Origin of the sequence: Roseimicrobium gellanilyticum (assembly GCF_003315205.1) — a bacterium.
GTDB lineage: Bacteria > Verrucomicrobiota > Verrucomicrobiia > Verrucomicrobiales > Verrucomicrobiaceae > Roseimicrobium > Roseimicrobium gellanilyticum.
The window spans coordinates 217784-243766 of sequence record NZ_QNRR01000005.1; the positions used below are offsets into that span (position 1 = coordinate 217784).

A 25983-nucleotide genomic window follows, 5' to 3' on the forward strand; every position below is an offset into this window, starting at 1 on the left:
GGGTTCGGGGTCGGGTCGGGTGATTTTTTACGGAGTGCTGGCTGGGTTGCCGCCGAATACAGCGAGCTCCTTGCCGCTGGCGCCATCCCAGATGCGTAGCACACTGTCTTCACCGCCGGCGACGATGAGTGTGCCGTCTGGCGTGCTGGCGGCGGACTGCATGAAATCGGGGAGTCGGGACATGGCACGCACCTCGCTGCCGCTGTCATTCACGATGCGCACGAGGTTGTCGCCGGACGACGTGACGATCTTGCTGGTGGCACCGATGAACTGCAAAGAAGTGACCTCCTTGGTCCAGCCCTGAATCTTCTTGATGCGCTCACCCATGGCCATGTCCCACGTGGTCACGATGCCATCCGCTCCCGCGGAGGCGAGCACGCGGCCGTCGGCGCGGAAGGCGATTCCCATGACATGATGCGTGTGGCCCTCGAAGAGGTTCACGCGCTTACGGCTCGAGATTTCAGTGACGCGGGCGATCTTGTCCGCAGCACCAGATGCCAGGAGCTTGCCGTCTGGCGAGAAGTCGAGACACAGCACGGTGTCGTCATGATGCTCTTTCCATGTGTGCAGGACATTTCCTGAAGCGACATCGAAGATGTTGATATCTCCCGAGCGTGAAGGCTCGCCACTGCCCGTGGCCAGCATCTTGCCATCCGGGCTGAAGCGCACGGCATTCACGCGATCCGCGAAAAAGGCGCCATCCTTGCCTTTGTCCAGCACACGCTCCAGCTTCCATGAGTCCGGCTGGTTGAGCTTCATCGAAGCGCCATTCGAAGCCGAGGCGATAAAGGTGCCGTCCGCTTGAGCGGTGATGTTGGTGGGAGCAAAGCCCTGGCTGATGGATTGCGAAACCAACGCACTGGAAGAGATGGCCCACACACTGCAGGTGCCATCACTGGAGGTCGTGGCGAGCAGCTGGGCGTCCCGCGAGAAACGAACCGTGACGGTGCCTGCACCCGGTTTGGTGAGAGAAGCCTTCGCCGCGGTGAGATCTGCCGTCGCCTGATCCTGTGCTTTTTTTGCCACATCAATCGCAGCATTGGCAGCCGTGAGTTCCTGGGTGTTGCGCACCTTGGTATCGCTGATGCGTTTCTCCTCCGCCTGTGCATCCTTGATGTTTTGCTCTGCGGCGCTGAGTGCTGCCTGGGCGGACGTCTCTGCCTTCACCGCCGTGTCATATTTCTCCTGGGCTGCGACGCGTTCTTTCTCCAAGGCAGCATCTGCTTTGCCGTCCGTGGTGCCCGAGGTCAATTTCGCTGAGGCTTCGTCCAATGCCTTTTTCGCTGCTGCTGCCGCTTCTTGTGCGGGTGGCAGGGCCTTCTGCTTCTCTGGCAGGGACTTCTTCACCGAGTCGATGGTTTCGTTGGCCTTCTTGAGCAGTTCATCCAGTGCCTTGTTCTGCGCTTCCAGCTTCGTGACTTGGGAACGCTGATACTCCTGCTCCAGCGCCTGCCGCGCGATCGCAAGGTCCAGTTCGGTGATGCGACGGGAGGTGGGGAGGCTTCCGCGCAACTCTGCTGCTTGTTTGTTTGTCGCGAGATCCCAAATGCGAACGGCGCCGTCGCTCGTACCGCAGGCCAGCTGCTTTCCATCGGAGGAGAGGTCCAGACTTTGTACGGCAGGGATGGGCAGCTCACGGAGAACCTTGGCTTCGGTGATGCTCCACAGGCGCACTTTGCCGTCGTTGCTTGCGACAAACAGCTGGTCGGTGGCAGGTCCGGCAATGATGGATGTGATGGTTCCCGCGGCTCCCTTAAGGTCTTTGCCCTTCACGAGGGGCGAGTTGCTGTCTGCGGGGAGTGCCCATGCGCGCATGATTCCATCTGCGCCCGCAGTGATGATCGATTTGCCGTCTTGAGACCACGCCAGCTTTTGAAGCCCTGCGATGGTCACAGGCAGAGCCTTTGCAGTACCGTCTTGAAGACTCCAAACCTGGAGCATGTCATTCCCCGAATGGATGGCGAGCAGAGTGCCCTCTCGTGAGGCCTCGATCTGCTTTACCTCAGTGCTTCCAAGGTTACCTGCCTTCTTCACCACAGAGCCATCCGCAGCTTTCAGCAGAAGCACATCGCCGCTCTTGTTCACGGCGACGAGATGTTCACCATTCGGGGTGGCTTCACAAATGGTGATGTTGAGCGCAGCATCAGGATGACGCGGAACGGCTGCAGCGCTGGCTTCACGCTTCCAGATGTTCACTTCGCGGAAACTTCCGGACGCGAGACGGGTGCCATCCGGACTGAAATCGAGTGTCTGCACCAAGGCGCGGTGCGCGGAGGCATCTTTTGCTTTTCCGTCAGAGAGCTTGCTGATGAATTTTCTCTGCGCGAGATCGTAGAGGAAGATCTGGTTCGATCTTCCGCAGGCGGCGTAGCGTCCGTCACGGGTCATCGCAACCGTGTAGATAGGATCCACACTGGCCGAAGGCGACGTGAGTACCACGTGCCGCTCTTGCTGTACAGAGTCCTTCGCGCCCTGATCGATCCAAGCCTTCAGTATCTCCAGTTCAGCTGGCGTGAGATCCACGGCGCCGGACTTGTTGTTCTTCGGCGGCATCTCCATGTCCTCTTTGTGCTGAGACGCGAGGACAATGAGACTCTCCGCACTTTTGCCGGGGACAATGCTGGGGCCGGAGTCACCGCCCTTTTTCATGAGCTCGGGCGTCTCCATATTCAGCCCGGCTTTCGTGGTGGTCTTGTTGTGGCAGGAAATGCAGTTCGCCTTCAGGAAGGGGAAGACATCCTGATAGAAGTCCGGCGTGGTTGCCTGGAGTGTGGCCGTGGCTTGCAGCACCGCAGCATGCACCACCAATGCGGCCAGATGCCGGGGGCGCTTCAACTGCGATGGGAATCGAACCTTCATGAGATGAGTCAGGCCTTGGGCGATGCCACTACGGCTGGAGTTGCGGGTGCGGCTGGCTTCACGGAAATGCGGATGGGGCGGGAGACAATGATGTCCACGGTGTCCTTCGGTGTGGCGGTGGTGGTGGCGGCCTTCATGCGGGTGCTGGCCTGGGTCATCATCGCTTCCGCCTGCCTTTGCTTTTCAGTGGCGGACTTGAGAGCGCCAGCCATCTCGCTCTTCTTTTCAGCAGGCGCGTTGGCGGCTTCATCGCTGAGCTTCTTGGTGCTGGCCGTGAGAGCGACGAGCTCCTGTTCAGCCTTCTTCTGCTCGGATTCTGCGGTTTTCACACCCTCCGGATTGTAGCGATACTTGCTCACGGCGCTGCCATACAAGGCGATCGTGTAGTCGCCTGGAGTCGTCTTCATGGTGGCGAGGTCCAGTACCAAGTCTGCACCGGCGGCTTTGATGGGAAGGTCGACCTCCTTCACGGTGCCGAGGGGCGTGGCATAAGCTTTGAGCTTGAGCACGCCATCGGTGAATTCATTTCGCCAGGCGGCTTTGAGAGGGATCTTCAACGTCTGACCTGCGGTTGCCTCCCAAACCTTTTCCTCCGCCGCCGCGATGGTGACTGGCGCGGCCTCGGAGTCCGTCACGGATACAGGCACGTCCGCCATGAGTCGCGGGCTGGGAATCTCCTGTTTCCCATCCTTTGATGCCCACTCCATGGATGCCACACGGCAGGGACGCGTGATCTTGATTCCGTCGATTTGTGCGGAGCCCATCATCTCCGCGACAGAGAAGGCCGCCTTCGCATCCGTGTCCGCACTGATGATCATCCAGCCCTGCACTTTGCCTGCGGGAATCTTCAACCCCGTGGCAGTCACGCCGGGTGGCAAGTTCTTCATCTCAAGTTCGATGTCGCCATCGAATCCATCGCGGCGAATGGCCACGACTTCGAAGGCCACACTTGCTCCAGCACGGAGTGCGATGGGTTTGGAGAGGGCGTTGCGATCGCCATTGCGCAGGGTCATGTGCACGGCCCAGGCAGCGAGGGAGAAGTCTGGCGCCGCCTGACGCACGAGAAGACGGTAGATATTTCCGGGTTCGTTGCGCGTGCCGCCGAAGAGATCGCGCACAGCGAGGCGATAGATGCCATCTTCTTTGATTTCCACTTTGCCAAGAACATCTGGTGAACCTGCGTCGTAGGGAGGTCCATCGTAGGAATATCCGTTGCTGGAGAGCTTCATGGGGCTCGCGATGTCATACAGCTCGGCCACATCCGTGAGTGTCTCCTTCTCGCCATCCTTGGTGACGCGTTGGACAAGCACGAAGGGATCCGTGTCGAGACCGAGACGTTCAGAGGCAACTTCCACCCACCACACCTCTCCTTTCCTTGCGGAGAATTCATAGGTATCCACATCTGCCGCGGGGAAGAAGCTGCCTGCGCCATCGTAGGGAAGCGTGATCTTCTGCACTTGGGCAGGCAGGTTGTTCGGCTCGGTTTCTTTGGAAGGAGATGTGGCCGCGAGATCTTGTGGTGGCCAGGACATGGCGCTTACCATCTGTGTCGCTGGCTGGCGCGGCGCGGGCTCATCGCCAGGGACTTCGACCAGTGAGAGACGATAAAAGTGATCCGCGCCGCCTTTGAAGGTGAGGGCGTGCACCTTGATGATGCAGTTCCCATCTTCCTTCGGAGTGAAGTCCAGCACGCCGCCGGTGCGATTCACGAGAAGGTCGCGGCCCTGTGCATCAGCGATGATGACCACGGGACGCAGCTTCGAGTCGATGCCCACCGCTGCACAGTCGACGGCCACACGCTTTCCTTTCACGGCCTGGAATGCATAGTAGTCCACGGCCTTCGCGGTCATGGTGGCGTTGCAGATGGCATTCGTGGGAAGTGCCATGGCAGTTTCCAACGTGGTGTTCGGCTTGGAGCGCGTGAGTTCCTGCACCTTGCTGACAGAGAACGCGCGTGCGGAGGAAACGCCCAGTCGCGAGGTTACACGCGCATCATAGACGCCCACGGGTGCATCTGCGGCGATGTTCACGAGGAACTTGCCCTCCACACTTTTTCCTTCTGCATTGAGCACTGGCTTCGCGGTGATCTTCGGCGTGGAGAAAGTGAGCGCGCTGATGTCTTCCAGATTCTCGCCCGTGATGGTCACCTCCACATCCGTGCCTGCCTGGCCACCCATGGGCATGGTGGTGAGAAGACGCGGTGCGGGAAGGCATACCTGTTGGGCCGTGAGCATCGCAGGGATGCTGAGGGCAGCCAGGCCCAGCGCACAGGGCAATGCAGTCTTGAACTTCCGGAACATGATGGGAAGGAACGGTCAGTGGTTGAAAAGAAACTCCTTGGTATTCACCAGCGCCCAGATGAGGTCTTCGAAGGCCTGCCGCTTCGACGTTTGCGTATCGAGCAGTTTGCCGTTCGCATCGGTGCGGGGCTTGGAGAGGTGTTCCACGGCGATACGCATCTCCTCGGGATCAGGTTCACGTGCGAAGGTGGCGAAGTAGAGTTCACGCACGCGTGCAGGCTCTGAGGATTCTGCTTTGGAGAGCCGCTCCGCGCGTCCTTCCCTGGCGGCGAGCTTTGCTTTCACATCCGAGGCATTCATGAGGTGCAAACTCTGTGCGAGACTGGAGGACTGCACTCGCTCGCACTCACACACGCTGGTGCCTTCGGGACGACCAAAGACCTTGAGGAATGGCGAGGCGCGATTGTAGCTGTTGTCAGGGAGTGAGATGGCACGTGTGCCCGGAGGCAGGTCGGCGAAGTCCGAGCGCGCGCCAGAGACCTGGTCCAGGGCATCCAGCAATACCTCGGCCTGCATGCGCTTGGGGTAGTAGTGGGAGAAGTTCTGGCGATCGACCCCGTTGTGATCATTGGGCATCGCACTGAGCTGATAGGTGCGGCTCTGCGTGATGGCCTTCACCAATGCCCGGAGGTCGAAGCCGCTGTCCACGAAGTGCTTCGCGAGCGCGTCGAGCAGTTCGGGATTGGTGGGCGGATTGGTATCGCGCATGTCATCCTCGGGCTCTACGAGGCCGCGCTTGAAGAAGTGCTTCCAGTAGCGATTCACCAGCGCCTTGGCGAAGAAGGGGTTTGCCTTGTCGCTCATCCAGTCCGCGAGACGAAGGCGCGGGTCTTCATCCGGCAGAATGTCCTGCGTAGGAGCACCCAGAGCGGCAGGCTTCACCGACTGGCGTGTCTTCTTGTTTTCATACTGGGCGATGCCGCGTTTGTGGAAGATCAGATCTTCACCTGCGATCGCTGTGGGTTTGCGCCCCACCTGGCTGAAGAAGGCAGCGAGGCTGTAGTAGTCATGCTGGCTCCAGCGCTCAAAGGGATGATGGTGGCACTGCGCACACTGCATGCGCACACCGAGGAAAAGCTGTGCCACGTCTTCAATCTGCTGGTTGGGTTCCTTCACCCGCTTGTACCAGGCCACGGCGGGATTCGCCACGATCGTGCCCGTCGCCGCGAGGATCTGGCGCACGATTTCATCATAGGGCTTGTTCGCCAACAGGCTGTCGCGCATCCACGCGTGGAAGGCGAAGTTCGCGGTGATGTCTGCCGCGTCGTCACGCTTGTTCTTCAGCAGCGCCGTCCACTTGTTTGCGAAGTAGTCCGCGTAGTCGGGGCTGGTGAGCAGGGAATCGATAGCCTTGTCCCGTTTGTCAGGATCCTGACTCGCGAGGAAGCTCCTGGCTTCTTCCGCGGTGGGAAGTCGTCCCGCGATGTCGAGCGATACGCGGCGCAGAAAGGTAGCGTCATCGCTCACGGGCGAGGGCGGGATGCCGATGCGCTTCAGGTTGGCAAAGGCGAGGTCGTCGATGAAATTCTGCGAGGCCGGCAGGTGATCCATCGGCGCACCCAGCGGAATGGAGACGCTGCATACCGTGACCATGCCGGCGTAGCGCACCATCACGGCTACGTTGCCGGGGATGTCGAGCGTCTGCACCAGACCCGCGCCACCGGCTTCGACCATGCTCGTTTCGTTGCCCTCATACAGGGCCATGCGTGTGACATCGCGTGACGCGCCGTCTGAATAGCGTGCGGTCACCTTGAGTTGTTGCGAGGCATGCATCTTCATCGAGATGCGTTTCGGCTCGACTTCAATGGAAAGAAGCTTCGCGTCGGTTTCCGTGCCATATGCCATGCCTTCACGGATCCAGCGCACGAGTGTTTCGAAATTCTCCGAACCAGGCTCAAGCTGTTTGCCGCCGCCATGGGGCACGATGTTCGCTGCCTTCAGCACCAATAAGCTTTGCTCGGGCGCGGCGGGGAAGACGCGGCGACCTTTCCCCTCCTTCACGATGTGCTCGAAGTCCTCCTGCGGCTCAAAGCCCAGGAGCGAAAGCCGGAACCCGCGCTGGCCCACATCCGCTTTGGCATGACATGCGCCTGTGTTGCAGCTCGCCTTGGTCAGGATGGGTGCGATGTCCCGTACAAATGTCAGCGGACGCGATTCACCGGCCTGGACAGCAGGGGTCAAAGCCGTCAAGGTGAGCGAGATCGAGAGCGCCGGAAGCGCTGGGCAAATTCTGCCGAGCATGCCGACTCATACGGGCCTTTGCCGCTGATACTGACACCGTGGTGACAATAGTCCGAGTCACCGTGATAAATGTAGGAGGGAACGGGCTCTTCGGCAGGTCTGGGCACTTATTCGAAATAAGTGTCCTCATGCGCATACGGCGGGGCGCAACAGCAGAGGAAGCGGAGGGTCGATCCCGCATTCGCGGTGATCTGATGCCACGCGGTGCGGGGAATCAGGATGGCATCGCCGGGGCCGACGTTTTGAGTCTCGCCATTGATTTCCATCAGGCCGTGACCTTCGAGGATGAAATAGAACTCCTCGCTCACCTTGTGGTAGTGACGCTGGGTGGCCGTGCCTGCAGGGACGGTGGCTTCCGCGAGGCTCTGCATTTCCACGGGCGCATTGGTGCGATCAAGGATGCTGCGGATGGTGGAGCCATCCTTCGTGGTGAAGGGGGCTTGTGCAGAGAGCTGGTTGATGGTCATGGCGCCGGGGTGAGGTCATCGTTTCGCCGGATTGCGAGTGGCGCAAGGAGAATGGCCATCGAGTGAGCGGGGGATGAGGGGCGAGAGACCACCGCAACATACAGAGCATGCAATGTTTGACGTGGTCGCACGGTATGAAAGAATCCGCTTTCCCTCCGCCACTGCATTTACCGCTTTCATGCACACCTGTCTCCGCTCCCAAGTGTTTCGCTGGTCCCTCCTCATGGCGTTTGTCGCAGTGGGTGCTCTCTCGGCCCAAGTCGCTCCGTACGACGCTCCTCCGCCTGCCGCTCCTCCATATTACCGTGTCCGCTACGATGGCTCCACGAAACCAGGTGAGCTGGTCTACGCGGTGACGTATACGCTCTGGGTGCCACCGGGAGTGAAAACCCTACGAGGTGTCATTGTGCATCAGCACGGTTGCGGGGAAGGATCATGCAAATCTGGCCAGACGGCCGCCTATGACCTGCACTGGCAGGCACTGGCGAAGAAGCATGAGTGCGCCCTCCTCGGGCCTTCGTATGAGCAACCGGAGAAGGAGAACTGTCAGCTCTGGTGTGATCCACGAAATGGTTCCGCGAAAAAGTTCCAGCAAGCCCTGACGGACCTCGCCAAAGCTACACAGCATCCCGAACTGGAGACCGTGCCATGGGCGCTGTGGGGGCATTCCGGCGGAGGCACTTGGGCGGGGTCGATGATGCTGATGCATCCGGATCGCGTCGCGGCAGCATGGCTGCGGTCAGGAACGCCGAAGCTGAGCGCCGCCACTCCTGCGACCTTGCCCCCTCTCTCTATTCCCGATGCTGCGCTCGCGGTGCCCGCCATGTGCAACCTGGGCACCCAGGAAGGTGTGACGGTCAAGGAAGGTCGCTTTGCTGGGGTGTGGAAAGGCAACGAAGCGTTCTTCACTGCCATGCGATCCAAAGGAGGGCTCATCGGCGTGTCCGTGGATCCGAACAGCAGCCACGATTGCGGAAACCAACGCTACCTCGCCATCCCGTGGTTCGACGCCTGCCTTGCGGCACGTTTGCCAGACAAGGCGGGCGATGCGGCACTCAGACCCATGAAACAAGAGGACGCCCACCTGACGGCCGTGCTGGGGGATGCCGCCCTACCAGCTGCGCAGTACAAGGGCGACGCCAAGACAGCCTCGTGGTTGCCCGACGCACGTGTGGCGAAGGCTTGGACGGAATATACCAAGGACGGCAACGTGAGCGATGCCACCCCACCGCCTGCTCCCGCCAAGGTGCAGGTGAGTGCAGACGGCGTGATCACTTGGGATGCTGAGGCGGATTTTGAGAGCGGTATTGCGGCATTCATCATCGAGAGAGACGGCAAGGAAATTGGCCGGGTGCCGGAGAAGCCGTCGGGCTCGATTGGCCGGCCGATTTTCCAGAAGAATGGGTACAGTGACTCGCCTTCGCCACCACTCGCAGAGATGCGGTATAAGGATATCGGTGCGGAAGCCGGGAAGAAACATTCTTACACGGTGCGCACAGTAAATAGCACCGGCGTTTCCTCATCGCCCAGCGGCGCTGCCACCCCCTGAGAAAGGACCAGGCGAGCGAGCCTCCTTGGAATGCTGGTTGATTGTCAGCATGGCTGAGCCATCGTTTTCGTGGCTTGGCTTGTGTCGCAAGCTGCTGTTTGCTGTGCTTTGCATTTTCCTATGGCCAACCCACACGATCCCAAGGTTCACGAGAGCGTCTCCGCATCCGCAGCGGCAAACGGTGTAGTGCCCTCCGGAGATGCTCGTGTGGGCAAGACAGGACGGGCGCGGCCTTTCACCCTGCCCGGTTGCAGCGCCATCATCACGGGTGCCTCTTCGGGGTTGGGTGCAGAGTTTGCCAGGCAGCTGAGGCTTTCGGCATCGACCCTCGTGCTGGCGGCGCGCAGTGGCGATGCACTGGAGAAGCTGAAGGCGGAACTGGGTAATGGGCAGCTCCAGGTGCATGTCGTCGCCTGTGACCTTTCCACAGAGGCGGGAAGAGCAGCGCTTTGGGAAAAGGTATCAACGCTCCCGACGCCACCGAATCTGTTGATTAACAATGCCGGTCTCGGAGACTACGGCCAGTTCATGGAGGCGAGCGAGGCACGTATTCGTTCACAGATTGATCTGAACATCACGGCGCTCACCATGCTGCTTCACGAATTCGTGGCCCGAACGCAGGCCACCGAAGAGCGGCCGTCGGCCATCATCAATATCAGTTCGCTGGCCAGCACGACTCCGGTGCCCGAGCTCGCCGTGTATGCCGCGACAAAGTCGTATGTATCCAGCCTCACGGAAGGACTCGCCATCGAGCTGGAGTCCCGCCACATTCGATTGCTCGCCGTGTGCCCCGGACCCACGCCCACGAACTTCGGGAAAAATGCCCGCCGAGAGGCCGGGAAGGACACGGATCGGAGTGGGCAGGATCTGCTGACCGTCCCGCCCCAGCGCGTGGTTTCTTCCGCCCTGCACAGCCTGGAGGTCGGTCACCGGCGAATGTTTCCTGGGAAGCGTGTGGCACTTGCCGCGTTTCTATTTGAGAAGATGCCCCGCTGGATGTTGCGGGGCATTCTGACGGCGCGGTACCGCCGCGCGATGGCCAAGTAATGAACCCCCGTTTTTGATTTCATCATTGCATGTCAGACGTCCCCCCATCTGATCAGACTCCGTCCCCCAAGCCACTTCGCGGTGCGCAGGTACCCCCACCCGAGGACGACTCCGAATTGCCCGAGCGCTGGTCGAGCCAGAAGCCCCGCATCGGTTTTTTTGGCGGGCTGGTCCGTGTGCTGGTGCTGAGCATCATCCTGGTGGCGCTCATTCTTCCTTTCACGCCCTATGCCGGAAAGGTGAAGCGTGGTCTCGAGCGAATCGTGGACAAGGCGAAAGAGGGCAAAGTTGTCTTCCGCGAGAAAAAGGTCGTCGAAGAGAAGACCGTGGAGAAGGAAAAGATCGTGGAAAAGGAAAAAATCGTCGAGGTGCCTGCGCCGCCGCCGCCCTTGCCTTCCAAGTTCATTCCGCGCAAAGAGGTGGACGTGGCCACGCTCTACAACGGCATCACCATCCAGACGAAGCTGGATGCCCAGGAGGGGAACTTCGCAAGCATCGAACGTCTCGACAAGGATGCTTTCACCGTGGAGTTCCAGCTCAAGCTCCGTGTGCCGAAGCCGAATACCACACTGGCCGAGCTCTCGCGCATCAATGACCAGCTACCCAAGGTGCTTCCCGGTCTCGAACCGATGCTGAAGGATGCAAAAGTCTCCGGCTTCTACCACAAGCTGTATGAGCGGAAGACTTCACTCGTGCAGCAGAACCTCACCCGGCTGAACAAGATTCTCGACCGGCACAATTTCTTCGACTGCGAGACCATCTTGGAACTCACGCATCCGGATACCAAGCGGCGAGTGCTGCTCATCCAAAGCGAGATGGACGTAGTGGCAGACGGCTCGGACGGCGACCGCATGCCGGAAATGAGCGCAAGCATCTACAACAGCGACTACTACCAGCCCTTCACCAGCTACGAGTGGGCGAAGAAATCCCAGACCCCCAATCCTCTGCTGGCCCGCTGGCAGTCCCGGCAGGAGTCGGTGAAGAAGGAATATGGAGCCAAGGGGCTCTCCGCCGCGAGGAATGCAGAGCTGAAGGGTGAGCTCCAGCAGATCGAGTCCACGGTTCGCGCGCTCAAGGCTCGCAGCAGCCTCATTGCGGAGAAGGACCCCTTCATCGTGATTTCGCTGATTTTCAAAGACTACCCCAAGACACATCCGCATGCACCTTCGATTGGCGACTACGCGGCAGTATTGCATGGAGGAAAGATCTATCCCGCCATCTGCGGCGACTATGGACCGACCATGAAGATGGGCGAGGCCTCCCTGCTCATGGCGAAGACCATCAATGAAAAGGCCACGCCCTATGTGCGTCCTGAGAGTGACCTGAAGGTGACTTACCTCATCTTCCCCGGCACCGCAGACAGACCCTTTGGCCCGCCGGATGTGAACAAATGGCATGAGAAGGTCGGCGCCTACCTGCGTGACTGCGGCGGCATGGGGGCAGGGTATGAGTTGCACAAGTGGGAGCCCTTCCCCCCGCCCCCACCACCTGCTCCCCCTGCCACCCCACCCACGCTGGCCACTGGCACGGCACCAAAGCCGGGCGAGACCGTGCCCATCCCGGGTACACCCCAATCGCCACCGCAACCCGCCGCACCCGTGGTCACGGGCTCTGCCCCTGCAACTGCACCAACCAGCACTGCTACCCAAGGAACAGCTCCGGCACCCTCACCTCCTCTGCCCACCACGCCAGGCTCACCGGCTTTACCTGCGACCGCTCCGGGAACGCCCGCAGGGGTGATTCCTGCGACGAAGACGCCGTGAGCCATTATAGATGGCTTCTCCAGAAGCCATGCTGTGGGTGCGTTTCTCCGAATGTACTACGCCGTCACCGCCATGAAGCTGGCGGCGTAGCTGGGGCAGAACTCAAGGCGCTCAAAGATCCAGCGGGAAGATGGCAGGATGGGCACGGCATTGCCGTTGTCGTCGAAGCGGACGGTGATCTCATGGACGTCGCCATCCAGACCCATGCCACTGGCCTTCAACGCTGCTTCCTTGATGGTCCATGCCTGGGTGAAGGCCTTGCGTCGTTGCGGAGCGGCGAGGCAGGCCCAGGCGCGGAACTCGGCCTCGTTGAAGACGATGGCCAGATTCTCATCGGAGGGTTCCTCGTCGATGATTTCCTCCACGTCCACGCCCACCCCGGTAGCCTCTCCGAGGGCGATGATCGCGCAGTCCCCCGCGCGGGAAACGCTGAAATCCAAGTCCGCAGCGGTGGGGTAGGTGCAACGCGGCTTGCCGTGTCGGTCGGGGGCAATGGGCACCTTGTTCGGCGGGAGGCCGATTTCGCGGGAAAGCATCCAGCGCAGTTCCGCCCGGCTGCGTACCGCCAGGGCGAGGGCGCTGCCTGTACGGTAGGTCGCGTGGTAATGCGCCCGCTCCTCCGGGGTCAGGAGGGCGAGGTCCAGCGGGCAGACTTCGTCGAGTTCCCGTCCATCGAGGATGCGGCACAGTACGGAGTGCGGACGGGGTTGGGGAGGCGTGGTAAACGCGAAATGGGCCAGCATGAGGCTGAACCTGGCCTCCGGTGTCATACGGCGGGGCGACGATGAGATCATGCGCGGTGTTTGCCTTGTGGTGGAGGTGAGCAAACCAGCGGAGGTAAACCGGAGAAACCCTAGGAGAGGTGGCTCCGGACGAGCCCACGCCAATCGGCAGAGAATCGCTTAGACAACAGATTTTGGACGGTGTTCTAAGAAAATTGCAAAATTTCCACCACGTGAGTCGCAAAACCGTGAAGAAGTTTTTAGAAAAACGAGAGACTGGTATTACTCCCCCTGCGTTTTGACTACTGGCATTCGTCGCGAATCATGCCATGATGCGCGTTGCCTCCGGGCACGACCTCCTCTCCATGAACTACTCTGAGCTGCACCGCCTGTACCACCTGCCGTTCTTTGACCTGCTGAAGCAGGCCCGCACCGTACATGAGGAAAATTGGCCCGAGCGTGAAGTGCAGCTCTGCACCCTGCTCTCCATCAAGACCGGCGGCTGTAGCGAGGACTGCGGCTACTGCGCCCAGAGCGCCAGGTATTCCACGGGTCTGCAGCGTGAAACCCTGATGCAGACCGCCCAAGTCATGGAGCGCGCCCGCGCGGCCCGTGCCAATGGCTCCACCCGTTTCTGCATGGGTGCCGCCTGGAAAGGCGTGCGCATGGGCACCCAGAAGTTTGACCAGGTGCTGGAAATCGTCCGCGAAGTGAGCACGCTCGGCATGGAAGTGTGCGTGACCCTCGGCGAGCTGGGTCCCGAAGAGGCCAGCGCGCTGAAGGAGGCGGGCGTCACTGCGTACAATCACAACATCGATACCTCGCGCGAGCACTACAAGAACATCGTCACCACGCATACGTTTGACGATCGTCTTCGCACCATCCGCAACGCACAAGACGCCGGCATGAGCGTATGCTCCGGCGGCATCCTCGGCCTCGGTGAAACCATCGAGGATCGTCTGAAGATGCTGGAGACGCTGAGCGAGTTCAACCCACAGCCGGAAAGCGTGCCGATCAATTCGCTGATGCCCATCAAGGGCACGCCGATGGAGAACAATGAGCCGGTGGATGTCTTTTCCCTCGTGCGCATGATCGCCATCACCCGCATTGCCATTCCGAAGTCGAAGGTGCGTCTCAGCGCGGGCCGCTACTCCCTGAGCAAGGAAGCCCAGGCGCTGTGCTACTTCGCCGGTGCGAACTCGATTTTCTACGGAGACAAGCTGCTCACCACGGTGAATCCCCGTGCGAACGAGGACATGAAACTCCTCACCGAACTTGGCCTCGTGCCGCAGACGCCGAATCCGGCGATGACGTCGCCGGAGGTGAACTTGGATCGCCCGCTGTCACCGTGCTGCGCTTCGGATCATGAGCACCATGAACACACGCATGAGGAAATGCCGGTGTGCGAGTCTTCGGGCTGTTGCCCGTAAGAAAGTAGTCCGCCGAGCCTCGGCGGTTGGCGATTCGGGGAACAAAATAAGCGATGGCCTTTCTTCTCCAGTGGGGCACGGCGAGCTTGTCTATCGATGCTCGCACGGCCCTTGGTGACATCGTTGATCAGCTTCATCGGGAACATGCCTCGTTTCCGATTCTTGTGCACTTAAGTGCTGAGTCAGGTGCAATGATGAGCCTTGGGATCGGTGGCGTGGCGAGTATGCTCCACTACGTGAGCCCCGGCGGTTGGCCCGCGTTTACCGCAATGGGAGCAGAACCTTCTGCAAAGGGGGGGTTAGCCTTCACAGTGGGAGATGAGGAGACAGAATTGCCAGCTTTTTTTGGAATGCCGTTTGAGATGGCAAAAGCTGGATTCATAGCCTTTCTGGAAAGGCCCGAAATGAATGGGGTTTTTGATTGGCGGGAAGACTAGATTTTCCAGTTGGCATGTGGTGCTTCGGGGAGCGGGTGTCCGTAAGAAAGTAGTCCGCCGAGCTTCGGCGGTGAGGATGGCCCACGCGGGACACAAAAAACAACCCCGTCTCGTGAGAGACAGGGTTGTGCAATCGTCAAAGAAGTTGGGAACGCAGGAGTCGCTTCTACTGACCGCCGAAGCTCGACGGACTACTTTCAGGCAAAGGCCTTCTGCAGCACCCCGAGATCCAGCGTGGGGTATACGGGATACTTCGCTAGAAGCTTGTGCACGCGGTCGAGGGCTTCTTTTTCAGCAGCGGGCTCGATGGTGAACTTGGCCTTGCTGGGTGTGCCGGCCTGTTCTCCTGACTGCACCGTCTCCGGCTTGGTGTTGGAGAGGATGAGCTTCAGCACGGCGGCGATTTCCTTCATCTCCTCCGGTCCCATGCCGAGGGTGGTCGTGGCCGGGGTGCCGACGCGCAGACCGCTGGTGTACCAGGGGCCGTTCGGGTCGAAGGGGAGGGAGTTGCGGTTCAGCGTGATGCCGCAGCGGCGAACGGCCGTTTCCGCCTGGCGACCGGTGAGGCCGAAGGAGCGGACATCGATGAGCAGCAGGTGATTGTCCGTGCCACCGGTGGGGATGGTCATGCCCTCGGCCACGCAGGCCTCGGCAAGCGCGCGGGAGTTTTCGAGGATCTTGGCGGCGTATTCTTTGAAGGCGGGTTGGTTGGCCTCGGTGAAGGCCACGGCCTTGGCAGCCATCACGTGCGGGAGCGGACCGCCGAGGACCATGGGGCAGCCCTTGTCCACGTATTCAGCGAATTCCTTGGTGCAGAACACCGCGCCACCACGGGGGCCGCGCAGGGTCTTGTGCGTGGTGGTGGTCAGCACGTGGGCGAAGGGAGCGGGATTGTAGTCGCCCTCGAACACACCACCGGCCACGAGACCGGCGAAGTGGGCCATGTCCACCATGAGGACGGCACCCACCTTGTCCGCGATCTCGCGCATGCGACGGAAGTCGATCTTCCGCGGATAGGCACTGTAACCGGCCAGCAGGATGAGCGGCTTCAACTCCGTGGCCTGCTTCTCAATCACGTCATAGTCCAGCAGGCCGGTCTCCTTGCTCACGGTGTAGGAGTGCGCCTCGAACATCTGAGCGGAGAGATTGTGGCGGTAGCCGTGGGTAAGGTGGCCACCGGAGTAGTAGTCCAGGCCCAGCAAACGCTGGTTGCCGCAGATGCCGCGGACCTTGTTCCAGTCTTCCACGGAGAGCTTGGCGGGATTGGTCTCGCCCAGTTCCGCAAGGGCGGGGGTCAGCACACGTGCGCTGAGGATGGCCCAGTAGGCGACCATGTTCGCGTCCGCACCGCTGTGGGGTTGCACGTAGGCGTGCTCCACGCCGAAGAGCTTGCGCGCCTGCTCGCACGCGGCGGCCTCAATGTCGTCCACGTTGTCGCAGCCGGCGTAAAAGCGGGAGAAGGGGAAGCCCTCGGCGTATTTGTCCGTGAGGAGATTGCCCATCGTGAGCTGCGTGGCGAGCGAGCAGTAGTTTTCACTGGCGATGAGCTTCAGGTGGCTGCGCTGGTCCGCGAGTTCCTTCACGACGGAGCGGGCAATCCCGGGGGCGACACGCGCGGTCTCGGTCAGGTTCGCCAGGTAGGCGACCGTGGCATTGTCGAGACGCTCAGCGGGCGTTTCCTTGAGGTAATCGAGAAGTGGGGAAGAAAGTGCGGACATGGGCAAAAAGAGAAAAGGTGGAGATGCCGCACGGTGGCACGGAACGCACTTTCCGCGAATTCATCTTCTTGGAGATCTGCATTCGCAGAACTAATAAATCCGGCTTCAAGCCAACCAAGAATGCTTTGGGGACGGGCATGGGGATTGGATTGCCCCTACTGAGGAGCCTGATCGGGGGTGGTGTTTTTGGGAGCCTTCCGCGACCAGCGGTCGCAGCCACAGAATTCGGTACCGAGCTGATTCCATCCAGTTATGCCTTTTCCTGTGGCCGCGACCGCTGGTCGCGGAAGGACGCTCCTATCAGGACCTCGCCGCAGAGAGCTCGCGCATCTTCTCAAGGAGTGCCTGGCGCTTTTTGAGGGTTTCGGGCAGTTCCGCACGGGCCTTGAGATAGGGCGTGGCGAGCTGTTCCCAAGACTTCCCGGCCGGAGTGTCGGGAGTCATTTTCTTGTTCCGCTCGTCCATCCAGGTCTTCACGGCGGCATCGTCTTTGGGGTCGATGTTGGCGCCGCGCATCGAGACTTCCATGCGGGCGATGGTGCGCAAAGGCATACCGAGGGTGAACCGTTCGGTGCTGAGCGTGGCGATTTCTGTGGCCTTCTTGGTGCTGGCATCGGTGCCGACCGCAGGAGTGGTGCTGCCCATCAATTCTTCGGCAGGAACAATCTTCGCCAGCACCGGGTCGTTCACGCCGGTGACGATGGGGAGCTTGCCGCTTTCATGCAGCGTGAATCCCTGGCCACGCAGGAAAAGGCTGGCCATCACGAGGTGTCCAGGAAGACCGGGATGCACGCGGTCACGACCAACGAGGGCAAACCCGGGATCTAGCTTCTGTCCTTCGGACATGAGCTTGGTCATCGGGCCGTGGAAATCGATCACGGCGGTGTTGTACTTCTGGGCAAACTCACCGCAGATCTCTGAGCACTTGGCGAGGGCGCCATTGGCTCCTTTGCGGGCGGGCTTGCCGGTAATTTCCGCGGTTTCGTCATAAGGCGACGGCTTTACTAGAATGATGGCGGCCTTGCTGCGCTTCTGGATGGCTTCAATCAGTGCTGCCATGTTCTTGCGATAATCGGTGATGGATTTTTCGCGGCCAGCGAGCATCTCTGGTGTGGGATTGGGGCTGTCGTAGTTTCCATGGCCGATGTCATTCATGCCCAGCATGATCACGATCACGGTAGGTTGATGCACGAGCACGTCCCAGTCGAGACGCTTCAGGGCGCCGTCCGCGCGATCACCACCGATGCCGCAGTTGACGATGTTGATCTTCTTCTCCGGCTGACGGCTCACGTAGAAGAGTTCGATGTAGCGGTGCCAATTGCCACCGTGCGTGATGCTGTCCCCGAGGAAGCAGATGGTGTCGCCATCGGTGAAGAGCTTCGGCGTTGATTGAGCAGCGAGAGGTGCGGTGAACGTACAGGCGATGACCAGTGCGAGGGAAAGGAGCAGGCGGTGCATGATGAGGTGTGATGGGAGGTGATGTGATGCGAGAACCAGGTGATGCGTATGGGGAGCTATTTCACGAGCTGCATGACCTTCATCCAGGCGGTGAGGCGCTGAGGCCAGTCCGTGGGGCAGGGGACATCGGCGGGACGAAGTCCAAAACCGTGACCGCCTCTCGCATAAAGGTGCGCCTCAGTGGGAATGGCGGCGGCCTGGAGTTGGAGGAAGAGAAGCAGGCTGCCTTCGATCTTTGCGCCTTTGTCATCGGCGGCGTGGGCGATGAAGACGGGCGGCATGGTCTTGTCCACTTTGATATCGGCGCGCAGTTTTGTGGCGTCGGCGTTGTCCTGTAGTTTCCAGGGATAGACGAGCGCGAGGAAATCCGGACGGCAGGAAGCCGCATCGATCTTCCCAGAGGTTTTGTACGTGGGATTCGCGTGATTGCTGGTGGCAATCACGGCCACCTGGCCGCCCGCACTGATGCCCAGAAGGCCGATGCGTGCAGGGTCCACACCGAACTCTGCAGCCCGCTTGCGCACCAGCGCGACAGAGCGCTGGGCATCCATCACGGGCCCGAGCTGGGGATCCTTTGAGCCATTCGGTGAGGTACGGTACTTCAGCACAAAGGCGGTCGTTCCGTTTTCATTGAGATAGGCCGCGACCTCGCCGCCTTCCAGATCCAGGGCCAGTTTGCTGAAGCCGCCGCCGGGACAAATGATCACTGCCGTGTTATTGGTTTTGTCCTTCGGCGCGGGATACACCTGCAAGGTAGCCTCCGTGACGCCTTCGAGCCGGACCACCTTCTTCGCATTCGGCGCGTCAGGCAGTACTCGTTCTGGAGCCTTGTCATTCACCGGACCCTGCACGCCGTCTGGCCACACGGGTAGGGTTTGCGCAGGTTCAGGCGCGGCCCCGAAGGCCATGCCGGAGGTGAAGCAGCCGATGAGGAGAGCGAGGACAGCTTTCATGAGAGGAAGGAACACAAGAACACACCGGCACGTCCTCTTGTTTCAACGCAGGCAGATTCGTGCCGTCCAAGTTTGCCTTGCCACCTCATGGAAGAGGCGGCATCCGTCCTGTCCCCCTTCCCTTCCTCCATGCGTCTCTCTGCACTCATTCCATTACTGACGGTGTGCCTCGTATTCGTGGCTGGCTCCGTGTCCGCCCAGACGTTTCGCGAGAAGGCTTTGGATGCCGCCAAGGTGGGGGACAATGACGTTGCCATTGAGAACTTCGAGAAGGCGCTGAACTCGACGCTCAAGGTCTTCAAGGACGATCATGTGGAAGTGATCACGGCACGTCTGGAGCTGGGAGAAGCTTACCGCGCCGCCGGCAGATGGGACGATGCCATCGGTCAGCTCGACTACGTGTGGAAGCGTGCTCGTTTCGACGCTGAGCAGAACAAGCGATGGGATGGTGAAGAGGGGCACCTCGCGTATGCCGCTGGTGAAAAGCTGGGTCGTGCCATGCAAGGAGCCGCACGCTATGCTGAAGCGGCCGTCGTATTCGCCACCACCATCAGCGACGGGGAAAAGTCGGGTCGTGATCCCGACCAATTGCTGATCCTGGATGCCCTGCTGGCGGACACCCTATTGTTATTGGATCGCGTGGAAGATGCCAGCCAGGCCGTTGCGCGTGCTCGCGAACGTATCCAGACGAAATATGCCAGTCAGCCAGAGAACCAGGTGCGCGCGTTGTCCACGCTGGTGACTCTCTACCACCACCATCGCCAGCACGTGAAGGCGTTTCCCATCGCCCAGGAAGCTGTCGACATTGCCAACAAAAGCCTGCCTCCGCCGAGTCTCGTGACGGCCCAGGCACTCTTGAACCTGGGTTCCGTGGCCCTGCATGCCGATGGACAGCTCGATGTCGCCATCAAGTCGCTGAGGGGTGCGGAAGAAACCTATGTGAAGCTGAAAGGCCCCGAGGCTCCGGAGTTGATGAACATCCAGCTCAACCTCAGCCAGGCGGAGTCCGTGAAAAAGAATTACAAGGAAGCCGAGTCACGCGGCATGCAGGCCCTGAGCATTGCGCGGCTTCACTATCCCGCCGATTCATTGGAGAACGCCCAGTGCCTGCACAATCTGGCCAACTGCTACATGGAACTGAGGCAGCCGGGAAAGGCGAGTGATCTCTATGCGACCGCTCTGAATATTTTTGAGAAAACCCTGGGTCGGGATCATCCCCAAGCTGTGGAGGCAAAGAAGATGCTCGAGGCAGCGAGAAAGTCGGCGGAGCGGGGAGAGTGACTGCGCGACCACTTGAAGAGTGCCACGGATGTGGCACCTTCAGGCAGTCAACGCCTGTTCCCATGAACTGCCCGCACTGCCAGCGTTTGCTCTATAGCCGTAGTCAGAGGAAGTGTGGTTACTGCGGAAGGGAATTGCCTGCCGAGATTTTGTTTTCCGAAGCTGAGGTGGAGAAGATCCGGGCTGAGCAGCAGGCCATCAATCACCGTCGCGCCCTGGCCAAGGCGAAAGAAGAAGAGGAAAAGGAAGAGGCGGCCAAGGCGGGTGGCGACATGCCCGCGGCTTTCATAACGTAGCCGTATTGCACGGCGGCCAGAAGAGTGGGGGGTGTTTTCTAGATGAGTCCCTCCATCAACGAACGCTTCAGCAGTCCGTCGTCGCCGATGAAAGCGATGGAATAGGGCATGGGACACCTGAGACGTCGCATCCACCACAAGGTATCTTCGTAGCTGGTGATGCGCACGGTACCGTCGCATTCCTGGACCATTGGGAAGTCGCGGGTCGAGCCGGACTTGTAATGGATCGTGAGGGTCGAGTTTGCGAAGGAGTAGCGGATGTAACTGAGTTCGCGAGGGGAATTCGGCCAGTCCAGCTCCCAGTGGTTTCCACCTTGGGCATCGAAGTGATAGATCATCGTTTCCGAAGAGCGCGGGACGGAACTCCGGACGAAGAGCCACGAGCCGACGATGCCGCGAGTGACGGGCTTGCTCACAGGTGAGGTACCGGAGCGCCTGCCAGTCCTTTTGCACGCGCATGGAGTCGTCTTGCGTTAGTGCTCACTGGCTGGACAATGGCGCTTGGAGATGCATTGCTCTCCACCATGCCAGGATCCAATGCCGAACTCTTTCTCGAGTATCTCGACAACACCTTTGGAAAAGAGGATCAAATTCTGTCTGAGCAAGCAGAGGATGGCGGACCGAAAATCGCTATGTTTGTTTATCGTGAATGTCCGGAACCCGGGATGGTAACCGGAGTGACCTTTGGCCTTAGTCACCGAGCTCATCCCGACTGGAAATTCGGTCGGCCAGAAATGGTCATCTCCATGGAATCCGAGAGTCTGGATTGGCCAAGTGCGGCGCTGGGTTTGACCGCGTATTTTGCGGGGAAGAAGCGCTTCTGCTATGGAGACGTATTTACGGTTGATGGCACACTCACCAGCGAAACGGAGATGGATGGTGTATTGATCTTCGCCCAGTCACTGCTCGATCCGGAGGCAGCGACTGTGCAGTTGCGGGACTACAGAGCCACGCTCTACCAGTATTATCCCATTCATTCTGCGGAGATTCCCATTTACGAGAAGCTCGGGCTGGAAGGCTTCTGGAACCATCCCGAGTTTGGGATGTACGATCCAAAACGCAAACCCATCAAAGAGTGAACAGAGGGAAGAGCTATCTGGCTTTTAGTGAGCGCAAGTAGCGGTCGACGATATGCACCCCTTCTTCCACGAAGTTTACATGGATCGCCTCGCTTGAGGATTTCATCCCACTGTGCTCCACAATGAAGGGACAATCGTAGCTCGATGACTCAACTTGGATGTCGGGATCCACATCTGGTAACCGGAACCACCACAGGCCGTCGTCATCCGCAGGGAGGTACTTGCTCATCTGGACCACGACCACATCAGGATGCAGGCGGCGTACTCCAGCGATGATCCTGTCGATATCGTGCTCCATGGGTCACCTGGCTCTTCACGCCGCCACCCTCACAAGTTCCCCACTCTCCAGCGCTTCCGCCGCGGCCTGCACCACGCGCATGTACTTCATGCCTTCGAGGAAGTCTGGCTTCGGGCGTGGCGCTTTCGGATCGAGCACGGCGTTGATGAAGTCGCGTTCCACGGTCCACTCCTTCACTTCATCTGCGGGGATGGGTATTACCTGCATGTCGCCGCCGCGTTTGCTCAGGCGGATTTCATCCGTGATGAAGTTGTAGGTCAACGTGCCTTCGCTGCCATAGATCTCAATGGCGTCCTGCGGCGGGTGCGAGGCAACGCCGCTGAAAGTAAGATTTCCCCGCGCGCCTTCGCGGAAGGTGCAGAGGACATGGAGGAAGTCCGGCACATCGACGGTATAGCCGTCGCGCACGGGGGTGATCACGGCGCCATCGGCCTGCACGGAAGTGATGTCGCCCAGCCAGCGCTGGATGACTTCCACATAGATGCCGAAGGTGAGCACCTGCAGGCCGCTGATTTCCACGCGCTGGCGCCAGTGGGCAGGGGCGATGGGGTCGAGCCAGTTGCCGTTCAGACTGTTCAAGCGGACTTGGTGCACCCGGCCAATCACACCTTCGGCGAGCAGGCGTCGCATGGTGCGGTCACCGCGCATGCCCTGCGGAGGCGGGCAGAGGGCGGCGACGAGCTCGGAATTGCTGATGCTGGCTTCCCACATGAGTTGGGCCTCACCGAGGCTGCGGGCCATGCGGGCTTGGCAGAAGACATGTTTCCCCGCCTTCAGGGCGTAGACGCTGCACTCGCTGTGCATGTAGGGGGTGGCGCCGATCCAGACGACGTTGATGTCATCCCGGCTGGCGAGCTCCCACCATTTCTCCATCGGCTCAGCCTGAGGGACATGCTCCGAGCAGAAGCGGCGGCTGCTTTCCAAGGACGAGTTGCACACGGCCACAATCTCCACCTCCGGCATGGCCAGAAGGGCGGGTAGATGGCGGGATTTTACGATGCCTCCAGCTCCAATGATGCCGATGCGCACGGGCTTGCTCATGAAGCCAGTCTGGCGAGTGGGGGAAAGTTTTCAAAATATTTGACTCCGGTTCGATGCTGGCTACCCTCTCCGCCCCACGAATTTCCAACCCTCAGTCTGCCATGCCGAAATCCTGCCAAATCACCGGAGCTACCGTCACCACGGGGCACAAGATTCACCGTAGCGGTAAGGCCAAGAAAGAAGGCGGTATCGGTAAGCACATCACCAAGCGCGTGAAGCGCAAGATTTACCCGAACCTGCGTGACAAGCGCATCTGGGTGCCTGAGCTTGGCAAGTGGGTGACCGTCCGTCTCACGGCCCGCGCTCTGAAGACCATGAACAAGAACGGCGCATACCAGGTGCTGAAGAAGGCTGGTATCCTGTCCTAGTCCTCAGTTCCGACTTCGAAGATTTTTACAAAAGGCTGCACCTGAAGCGGGTGCAGCCTTTTTTTGGTGTTGGGCGGACGGGGGTGGGACGTTGATGGGCTTTTCTCCATCAGATGATGCGGATTTCACCTTGGAATTCACGCGCATTTCCGCTTCGTTGTGGTTCCTTCCCCCAAGTCACGCCAAGACATGAACGATCCCTGGCAAGTCCTCATTCTCGATCGCCACACGGCAACCGAGAAGGATGTGAAGGCGGCCTACGCCCGCCTGCTGAAGCAGCACCGTCCAGACAGTGATCCGGAGGGATTCCGCCGGGTCCGTGAGGCATATGAGGCGGCGCTCAACTGGCTGCGCCACCGTGCCTCCCAAAGTTTGCCCGAAGTCTCCTACGTAGACACGCCCGTGGGGGAAGAGGGCGCCCAAGATGGAGGCGGGCAGGGTCGCAACCGGCTGGATCTGCCCGTGGTGTTCGAGGATTTCCCCCTCCCTGCAGAGGCACAAGAGGCCCTCACGGAAGTGGAACGGGCCGCGAAGTCGGGCAACACGGAACAGCTCGAGGCGGCACTGGTGGCATTTCATGAGTGCTGCGAGGCCGGAGCTGTCTCTGGGGAGACACGGGTCACGGCCTTGGAGCGGGCCTTGCAAGGGCGGGTGAATGACCTGGCCTCCGCCGTGACAAATAGCTTCCTCATTCGCATGGCAGAGTTGGGACAGATGAACCTGCCCCATCTTGTGGTATCGGCGTGGCAGGACGCGGATGACCGGGAGAGACTGGTGCAATTCAGCCGGGCCCTTGTGGAGAATGCCCGTACGCTGGCCACGCCTGATGGGGCGATTTTGCTTGCCCGTGTTGGGGTGCTGACGGGACTGGAGCAGCCGGAGATGGCCAGCACGCTTGCCAATGCCGCCTACCCCCATCTGCCGGTGGAGGCGCGGAATCACTTGATGGCGCAGCTCGAGCAGGAGGCGGCTCTGGGGAAGATCTTCGCGGGAGTGTCGCCGTCCACGAAGCCTTTTTGGTTCAAGCGGCTGCGAGGGGGTGATGACAGCTATGACTGGAACAGCGCCGAAGCGCGGAGCGCCGTCAATGACATCGTCGAGCGCAAACGGTACGTCTGGGAAGGCTGGCACATTGTGAAGCAGCTCATGCCGGCTGGGAACTGGGCTCTCGTGGAAAGCCGCCTCCATCACCAGGCCCAGCAAGCGGCCAGCAGCCAGCAGCGGAGCTCGAGTTTCCCCGGGTGGCTCGTGGTGCCAGTGATATTGGTTGTCATCAACATGCTGCGTTTCATGGGGAGTGACAAGCCGTCCCGGGTGCACTCGGACTCGATTCCGCGTCCTCCAGCGGTGACCGTGCCGGCCTCCGGGTCATCGGGTGCTGGACCCAAGACGTGGGACCAAACCATCCTGATGCAGGAACTTCTGGCAGGCAATAAGGGAGAGGCGCCAGTCTCCATGAGCGGGGGCGGCCAATTGCCTGTGACTACGCCGCCACCGGCACCTATGCGATATGTTCCAGAGGCGATTCCCCTGAGTCCGCTGCCTGACCTCCCCCAGGACCTCGATGCTCGGGAGAGGCAATTTCAGAATTTCCTACAGAACGGCACCTTGCCGGGCTTGCCGCAACCGGGTGTGATTTACCAGACGCGGTAGCCGCGTGTGCGTGGTGCGTGACTGCGACAGCGGGCTGCTGTGACCCCGGCTGGAAGCGCGGGCGCATCCGGCGCAACAAGCTGCTGGCAGTTCGCGTTTGTCTCTGCTCCATTCATCCCCTCCATGAAGCCACGCCTCCTTGTTGTTGCCCTTGTCACCCTCGCTCTCGGCGCGGGTATGCTGCTGAAATCTGCCGCCGCCCCTGCTGCCGCCGCCAAACCCCTGCGCGTGCTTCTCGTGACGGGTGGCTGCTGCCATGACTATGCGAAGCAGCGCCTCATCCTGGCGGAGGGACTCAGCAGCCGCGCGAACATTGAGGTGGAGTTCGCCCACACGGATGACAAGAGCACCAAGCCAAACTTCGAGATCTACAACAAGGCTGACTGGGCCAAAGGCTACGACGTGGTGATTCACGATGAGTGCGCCGCGGACGTGATGGACCAGCCGTATGTGAACAATATCGTCAACGCGCACAAGGACGGCGTGCCGGCGGTGAACCTGCACTGCGCCATGCACTCCTACCGCAAGGGCTTCAAGGTCGGCGAACCCATCGCTCCCGGCTCGGAACAGGCCATCTGGTTCGACATGCTCGGTCTCCAGTCCAATCGCCACGGTCCGCAGGAGCCGATCGCCATCACGCACACGGACAAGGAGCATCCAATCACCAAAGGTCTGGAAGACTGGACCACCATCAAGGAGGAGCTGTACAACAACGTGCAGGATCCGAAGAACTTCCCTGGTCATCACACGCTCGCCACGGGCAAGCAGATCGTGAAGAACAAGGACGGCACCACCAAAGAGGAGAATGCTGTGATCACCTGGACGAACAGCTACGGTCCGAAGAAGACCCGCGTCTTCAGCACCACCATTGGCCACAACAACGACACCGTGGCGGATGGCCGTTACCTTGACCTCATCACACGTGGCGTGCTCTGGGCCGCTGGCAAGCTCGGCGACGACGGCAAGCCTGCTGCCGGATACGAGCCGAAGAGCAAGTAACTGGTCCCTCGCGCATGTCAGGCA

The 25983-nt window shown here is 60.3% G+C and carries 22 protein-coding genes; 11 read left to right on the forward strand and 11 right to left on the reverse strand.

Annotation, left to right across the window (positions count from 1 at the left end):
* Positions 1 to 27 precede the first annotated feature (27 nt).
* The 4 genes from DES53_RS15750 to DES53_RS15765 form a co-directional block, all read right to left on the reverse strand.
* Positions 28 to 2859 (reverse strand): WD40 domain-containing protein, encoded by a 2832-nt coding sequence (locus DES53_RS15750; protein WP_113959244.1) that lies wholly within the window; start codon positions 2857 to 2859, stop codon positions 28 to 30.
* Between the two features lie 8 nt (positions 2860 to 2867).
* A complete protein-coding gene (locus tag DES53_RS15755; RefSeq protein WP_113959245.1) occupies positions 2868 to 5159 on the reverse strand; it encodes a serine protease in 2292 nt (763 codons plus the stop codon).
* A 15-nt stretch (positions 5160 to 5174) separates the two neighbouring features.
* Positions 5175 to 7349, reverse strand: a complete 2175-nt coding sequence (locus DES53_RS15760; RefSeq protein WP_245958184.1) for a DUF1549 and DUF1553 domain-containing protein — start codon at positions 7347 to 7349, stop codon at positions 5175 to 5177.
* 158 nt (positions 7350 to 7507) lie between these two features.
* Complete coding sequence (locus DES53_RS15765; RefSeq protein WP_113959247.1) at positions 7508 to 7867, reverse strand: cupin domain-containing protein; 360 nt, start codon at positions 7865 to 7867, stop codon at positions 7508 to 7510.
* 178 nt (positions 7868 to 8045) lie between these two features.
* Here DES53_RS15765 and DES53_RS15770 point away from each other — a divergent pair, with 178 nt between their 5' ends.
* The 3 genes from DES53_RS15770 (at position 8046) to DES53_RS15780 (ending at position 12226) form a co-directional block, all read left to right on the forward strand.
* Complete coding sequence (locus DES53_RS15770) at positions 8046 to 9416, forward strand: alpha/beta hydrolase family protein (RefSeq protein ID WP_245958185.1); 1371 nt, start codon at positions 8046 to 8048, stop codon at positions 9414 to 9416.
* A 120-nt stretch (positions 9417 to 9536) separates the two neighbouring features.
* A complete protein-coding gene (locus DES53_RS15775) occupies positions 9537 to 10463 on the forward strand; it encodes an SDR family NAD(P)-dependent oxidoreductase (RefSeq protein WP_113959248.1) in 927 nt (308 codons plus the stop codon).
* A gap of 29 nt (positions 10464 to 10492) precedes the next feature.
* A complete protein-coding gene (locus tag DES53_RS15780; protein ID WP_113959249.1) occupies positions 10493 to 12226 on the forward strand; it encodes a glycoside hydrolase family 75 protein in 1734 nt (577 codons plus the stop codon).
* 56 nt (positions 12227 to 12282) lie between these two features.
* On the opposite strand, the gene DES53_RS15785 is transcribed toward DES53_RS15780, so the two are convergent.
* The gene (locus DES53_RS15785; RefSeq protein WP_113959250.1) at positions 12283 to 13020 is read right to left on the reverse strand and encodes a 4'-phosphopantetheinyl transferase family protein; all 738 of its coding nucleotides are present in this window, start codon (positions 13018 to 13020) and stop codon (positions 12283 to 12285) included.
* 293 nt (positions 13021 to 13313) lie between these two features.
* Between DES53_RS15785 and bioB the strand changes: the two genes are divergently transcribed.
* Positions 13314 to 14378, forward strand: coding sequence for a biotin synthase BioB (bioB, locus tag DES53_RS15790; RefSeq protein WP_113959433.1), 1065 nt, complete (start codon positions 13314 to 13316; stop codon positions 14376 to 14378).
* Positions 14379 to 14431: 53 nt separating this feature from the next.
* A complete protein-coding gene (locus DES53_RS15795; protein WP_113959251.1) occupies positions 14432 to 14815 on the forward strand; it encodes a hypothetical protein in 384 nt (127 codons plus the stop codon).
* A 197-nt stretch (positions 14816 to 15012) separates the two neighbouring features.
* Here the strand turns inward: DES53_RS15795 and DES53_RS15800 are convergent, their stop codons facing one another.
* From DES53_RS15800 to DES53_RS15810, 3 genes are all read right to left on the reverse strand, one after another.
* Positions 15013 to 16533, reverse strand: coding sequence for a glycine hydroxymethyltransferase (locus tag DES53_RS15800; RefSeq protein WP_113959252.1), 1521 nt, complete (start codon positions 16531 to 16533; stop codon positions 15013 to 15015).
* 300 nt (positions 16534 to 16833) lie between these two features.
* The gene (locus DES53_RS15805) at positions 16834 to 17991 is read right to left on the reverse strand and encodes an SGNH/GDSL hydrolase family protein (protein WP_113959253.1); all 1158 of its coding nucleotides are present in this window, start codon (positions 17989 to 17991) and stop codon (positions 16834 to 16836) included.
* Between the two features lie 56 nt (positions 17992 to 18047).
* Complete coding sequence (locus tag DES53_RS15810) at positions 18048 to 18944, reverse strand: alpha/beta hydrolase (protein WP_113959254.1); 897 nt, start codon at positions 18942 to 18944, stop codon at positions 18048 to 18050.
* A 129-nt stretch (positions 18945 to 19073) separates the two neighbouring features.
* Here DES53_RS15810 and DES53_RS15815 point away from each other — a divergent pair, with 129 nt between their 5' ends.
* Both DES53_RS15815 and DES53_RS33030 read left to right on the forward strand, forming a co-directional pair.
* Positions 19074 to 20225, forward strand: a complete 1152-nt coding sequence (locus tag DES53_RS15815) for a tetratricopeptide repeat protein (RefSeq protein ID WP_170157156.1) — start codon at positions 19074 to 19076, stop codon at positions 20223 to 20225.
* A 62-nt stretch (positions 20226 to 20287) separates the two neighbouring features.
* Positions 20288 to 20521 carry a hypothetical protein gene (locus tag DES53_RS33030; protein WP_211325566.1) on the forward strand — a complete coding sequence of 78 codons (234 nt, stop codon included), beginning with the start codon at positions 20288 to 20290 and terminating at the stop codon, positions 20519 to 20521.
* A 38-nt stretch (positions 20522 to 20559) separates the two neighbouring features.
* Here DES53_RS33030 and DES53_RS15820 read toward each other — a convergent pair whose 3' ends face one another.
* Positions 20560 to 20937, reverse strand: a complete 378-nt coding sequence (locus DES53_RS15820) for a hypothetical protein (protein ID WP_147263434.1) — start codon at positions 20935 to 20937, stop codon at positions 20560 to 20562.
* A gap of 108 nt (positions 20938 to 21045) precedes the next feature.
* Between DES53_RS15820 and DES53_RS15825 the strand changes: the two genes are divergently transcribed.
* On the forward strand, positions 21046 to 21600 hold the full coding sequence (locus DES53_RS15825) for a suppressor of fused domain protein (protein WP_170157158.1): 555 nt from the start codon (positions 21046 to 21048) through the stop codon (positions 21598 to 21600).
* A 13-nt stretch (positions 21601 to 21613) separates the two neighbouring features.
* Here the strand turns inward: DES53_RS15825 and DES53_RS15830 are convergent, their stop codons facing one another.
* The gene (locus tag DES53_RS15830) at positions 21614 to 21898 is read right to left on the reverse strand and encodes a hypothetical protein (RefSeq protein ID WP_113959258.1); all 285 of its coding nucleotides are present in this window, start codon (positions 21896 to 21898) and stop codon (positions 21614 to 21616) included.
* Positions 21899 to 21913: 15 nt separating this feature from the next.
* Positions 21914 to 22939 carry a Gfo/Idh/MocA family protein gene (locus tag DES53_RS15835; protein WP_113959259.1) on the reverse strand — a complete coding sequence of 342 codons (1026 nt, stop codon included), beginning with the start codon at positions 22937 to 22939 and terminating at the stop codon, positions 21914 to 21916.
* 101 nt (positions 22940 to 23040) lie between these two features.
* Here DES53_RS15835 and rpmB point away from each other — a divergent pair, with 101 nt between their 5' ends.
* From rpmB to DES53_RS15850, 3 genes are all read left to right on the forward strand, one after another.
* Entirely contained in the window at positions 23041 to 23307 is a 267-nt protein-coding gene (rpmB, locus tag DES53_RS15840; protein ID WP_113959260.1) for a 50S ribosomal protein L28, read from the forward strand.
* 189 nt (positions 23308 to 23496) lie between these two features.
* Positions 23497 to 24960: a hypothetical protein gene (locus DES53_RS33035; RefSeq protein WP_170157136.1), complete on the forward strand. Its 1464-nt coding sequence runs from the start codon at positions 23497 to 23499 to the stop codon at positions 24958 to 24960.
* Positions 24961 to 25083: 123 nt separating this feature from the next.
* Entirely contained in the window at positions 25084 to 25959 is an 876-nt protein-coding gene (locus DES53_RS15850; protein ID WP_113959261.1) for a ThuA domain-containing protein, read from the forward strand.
* Positions 25960 to 25983 lie beyond the last annotated feature (24 nt).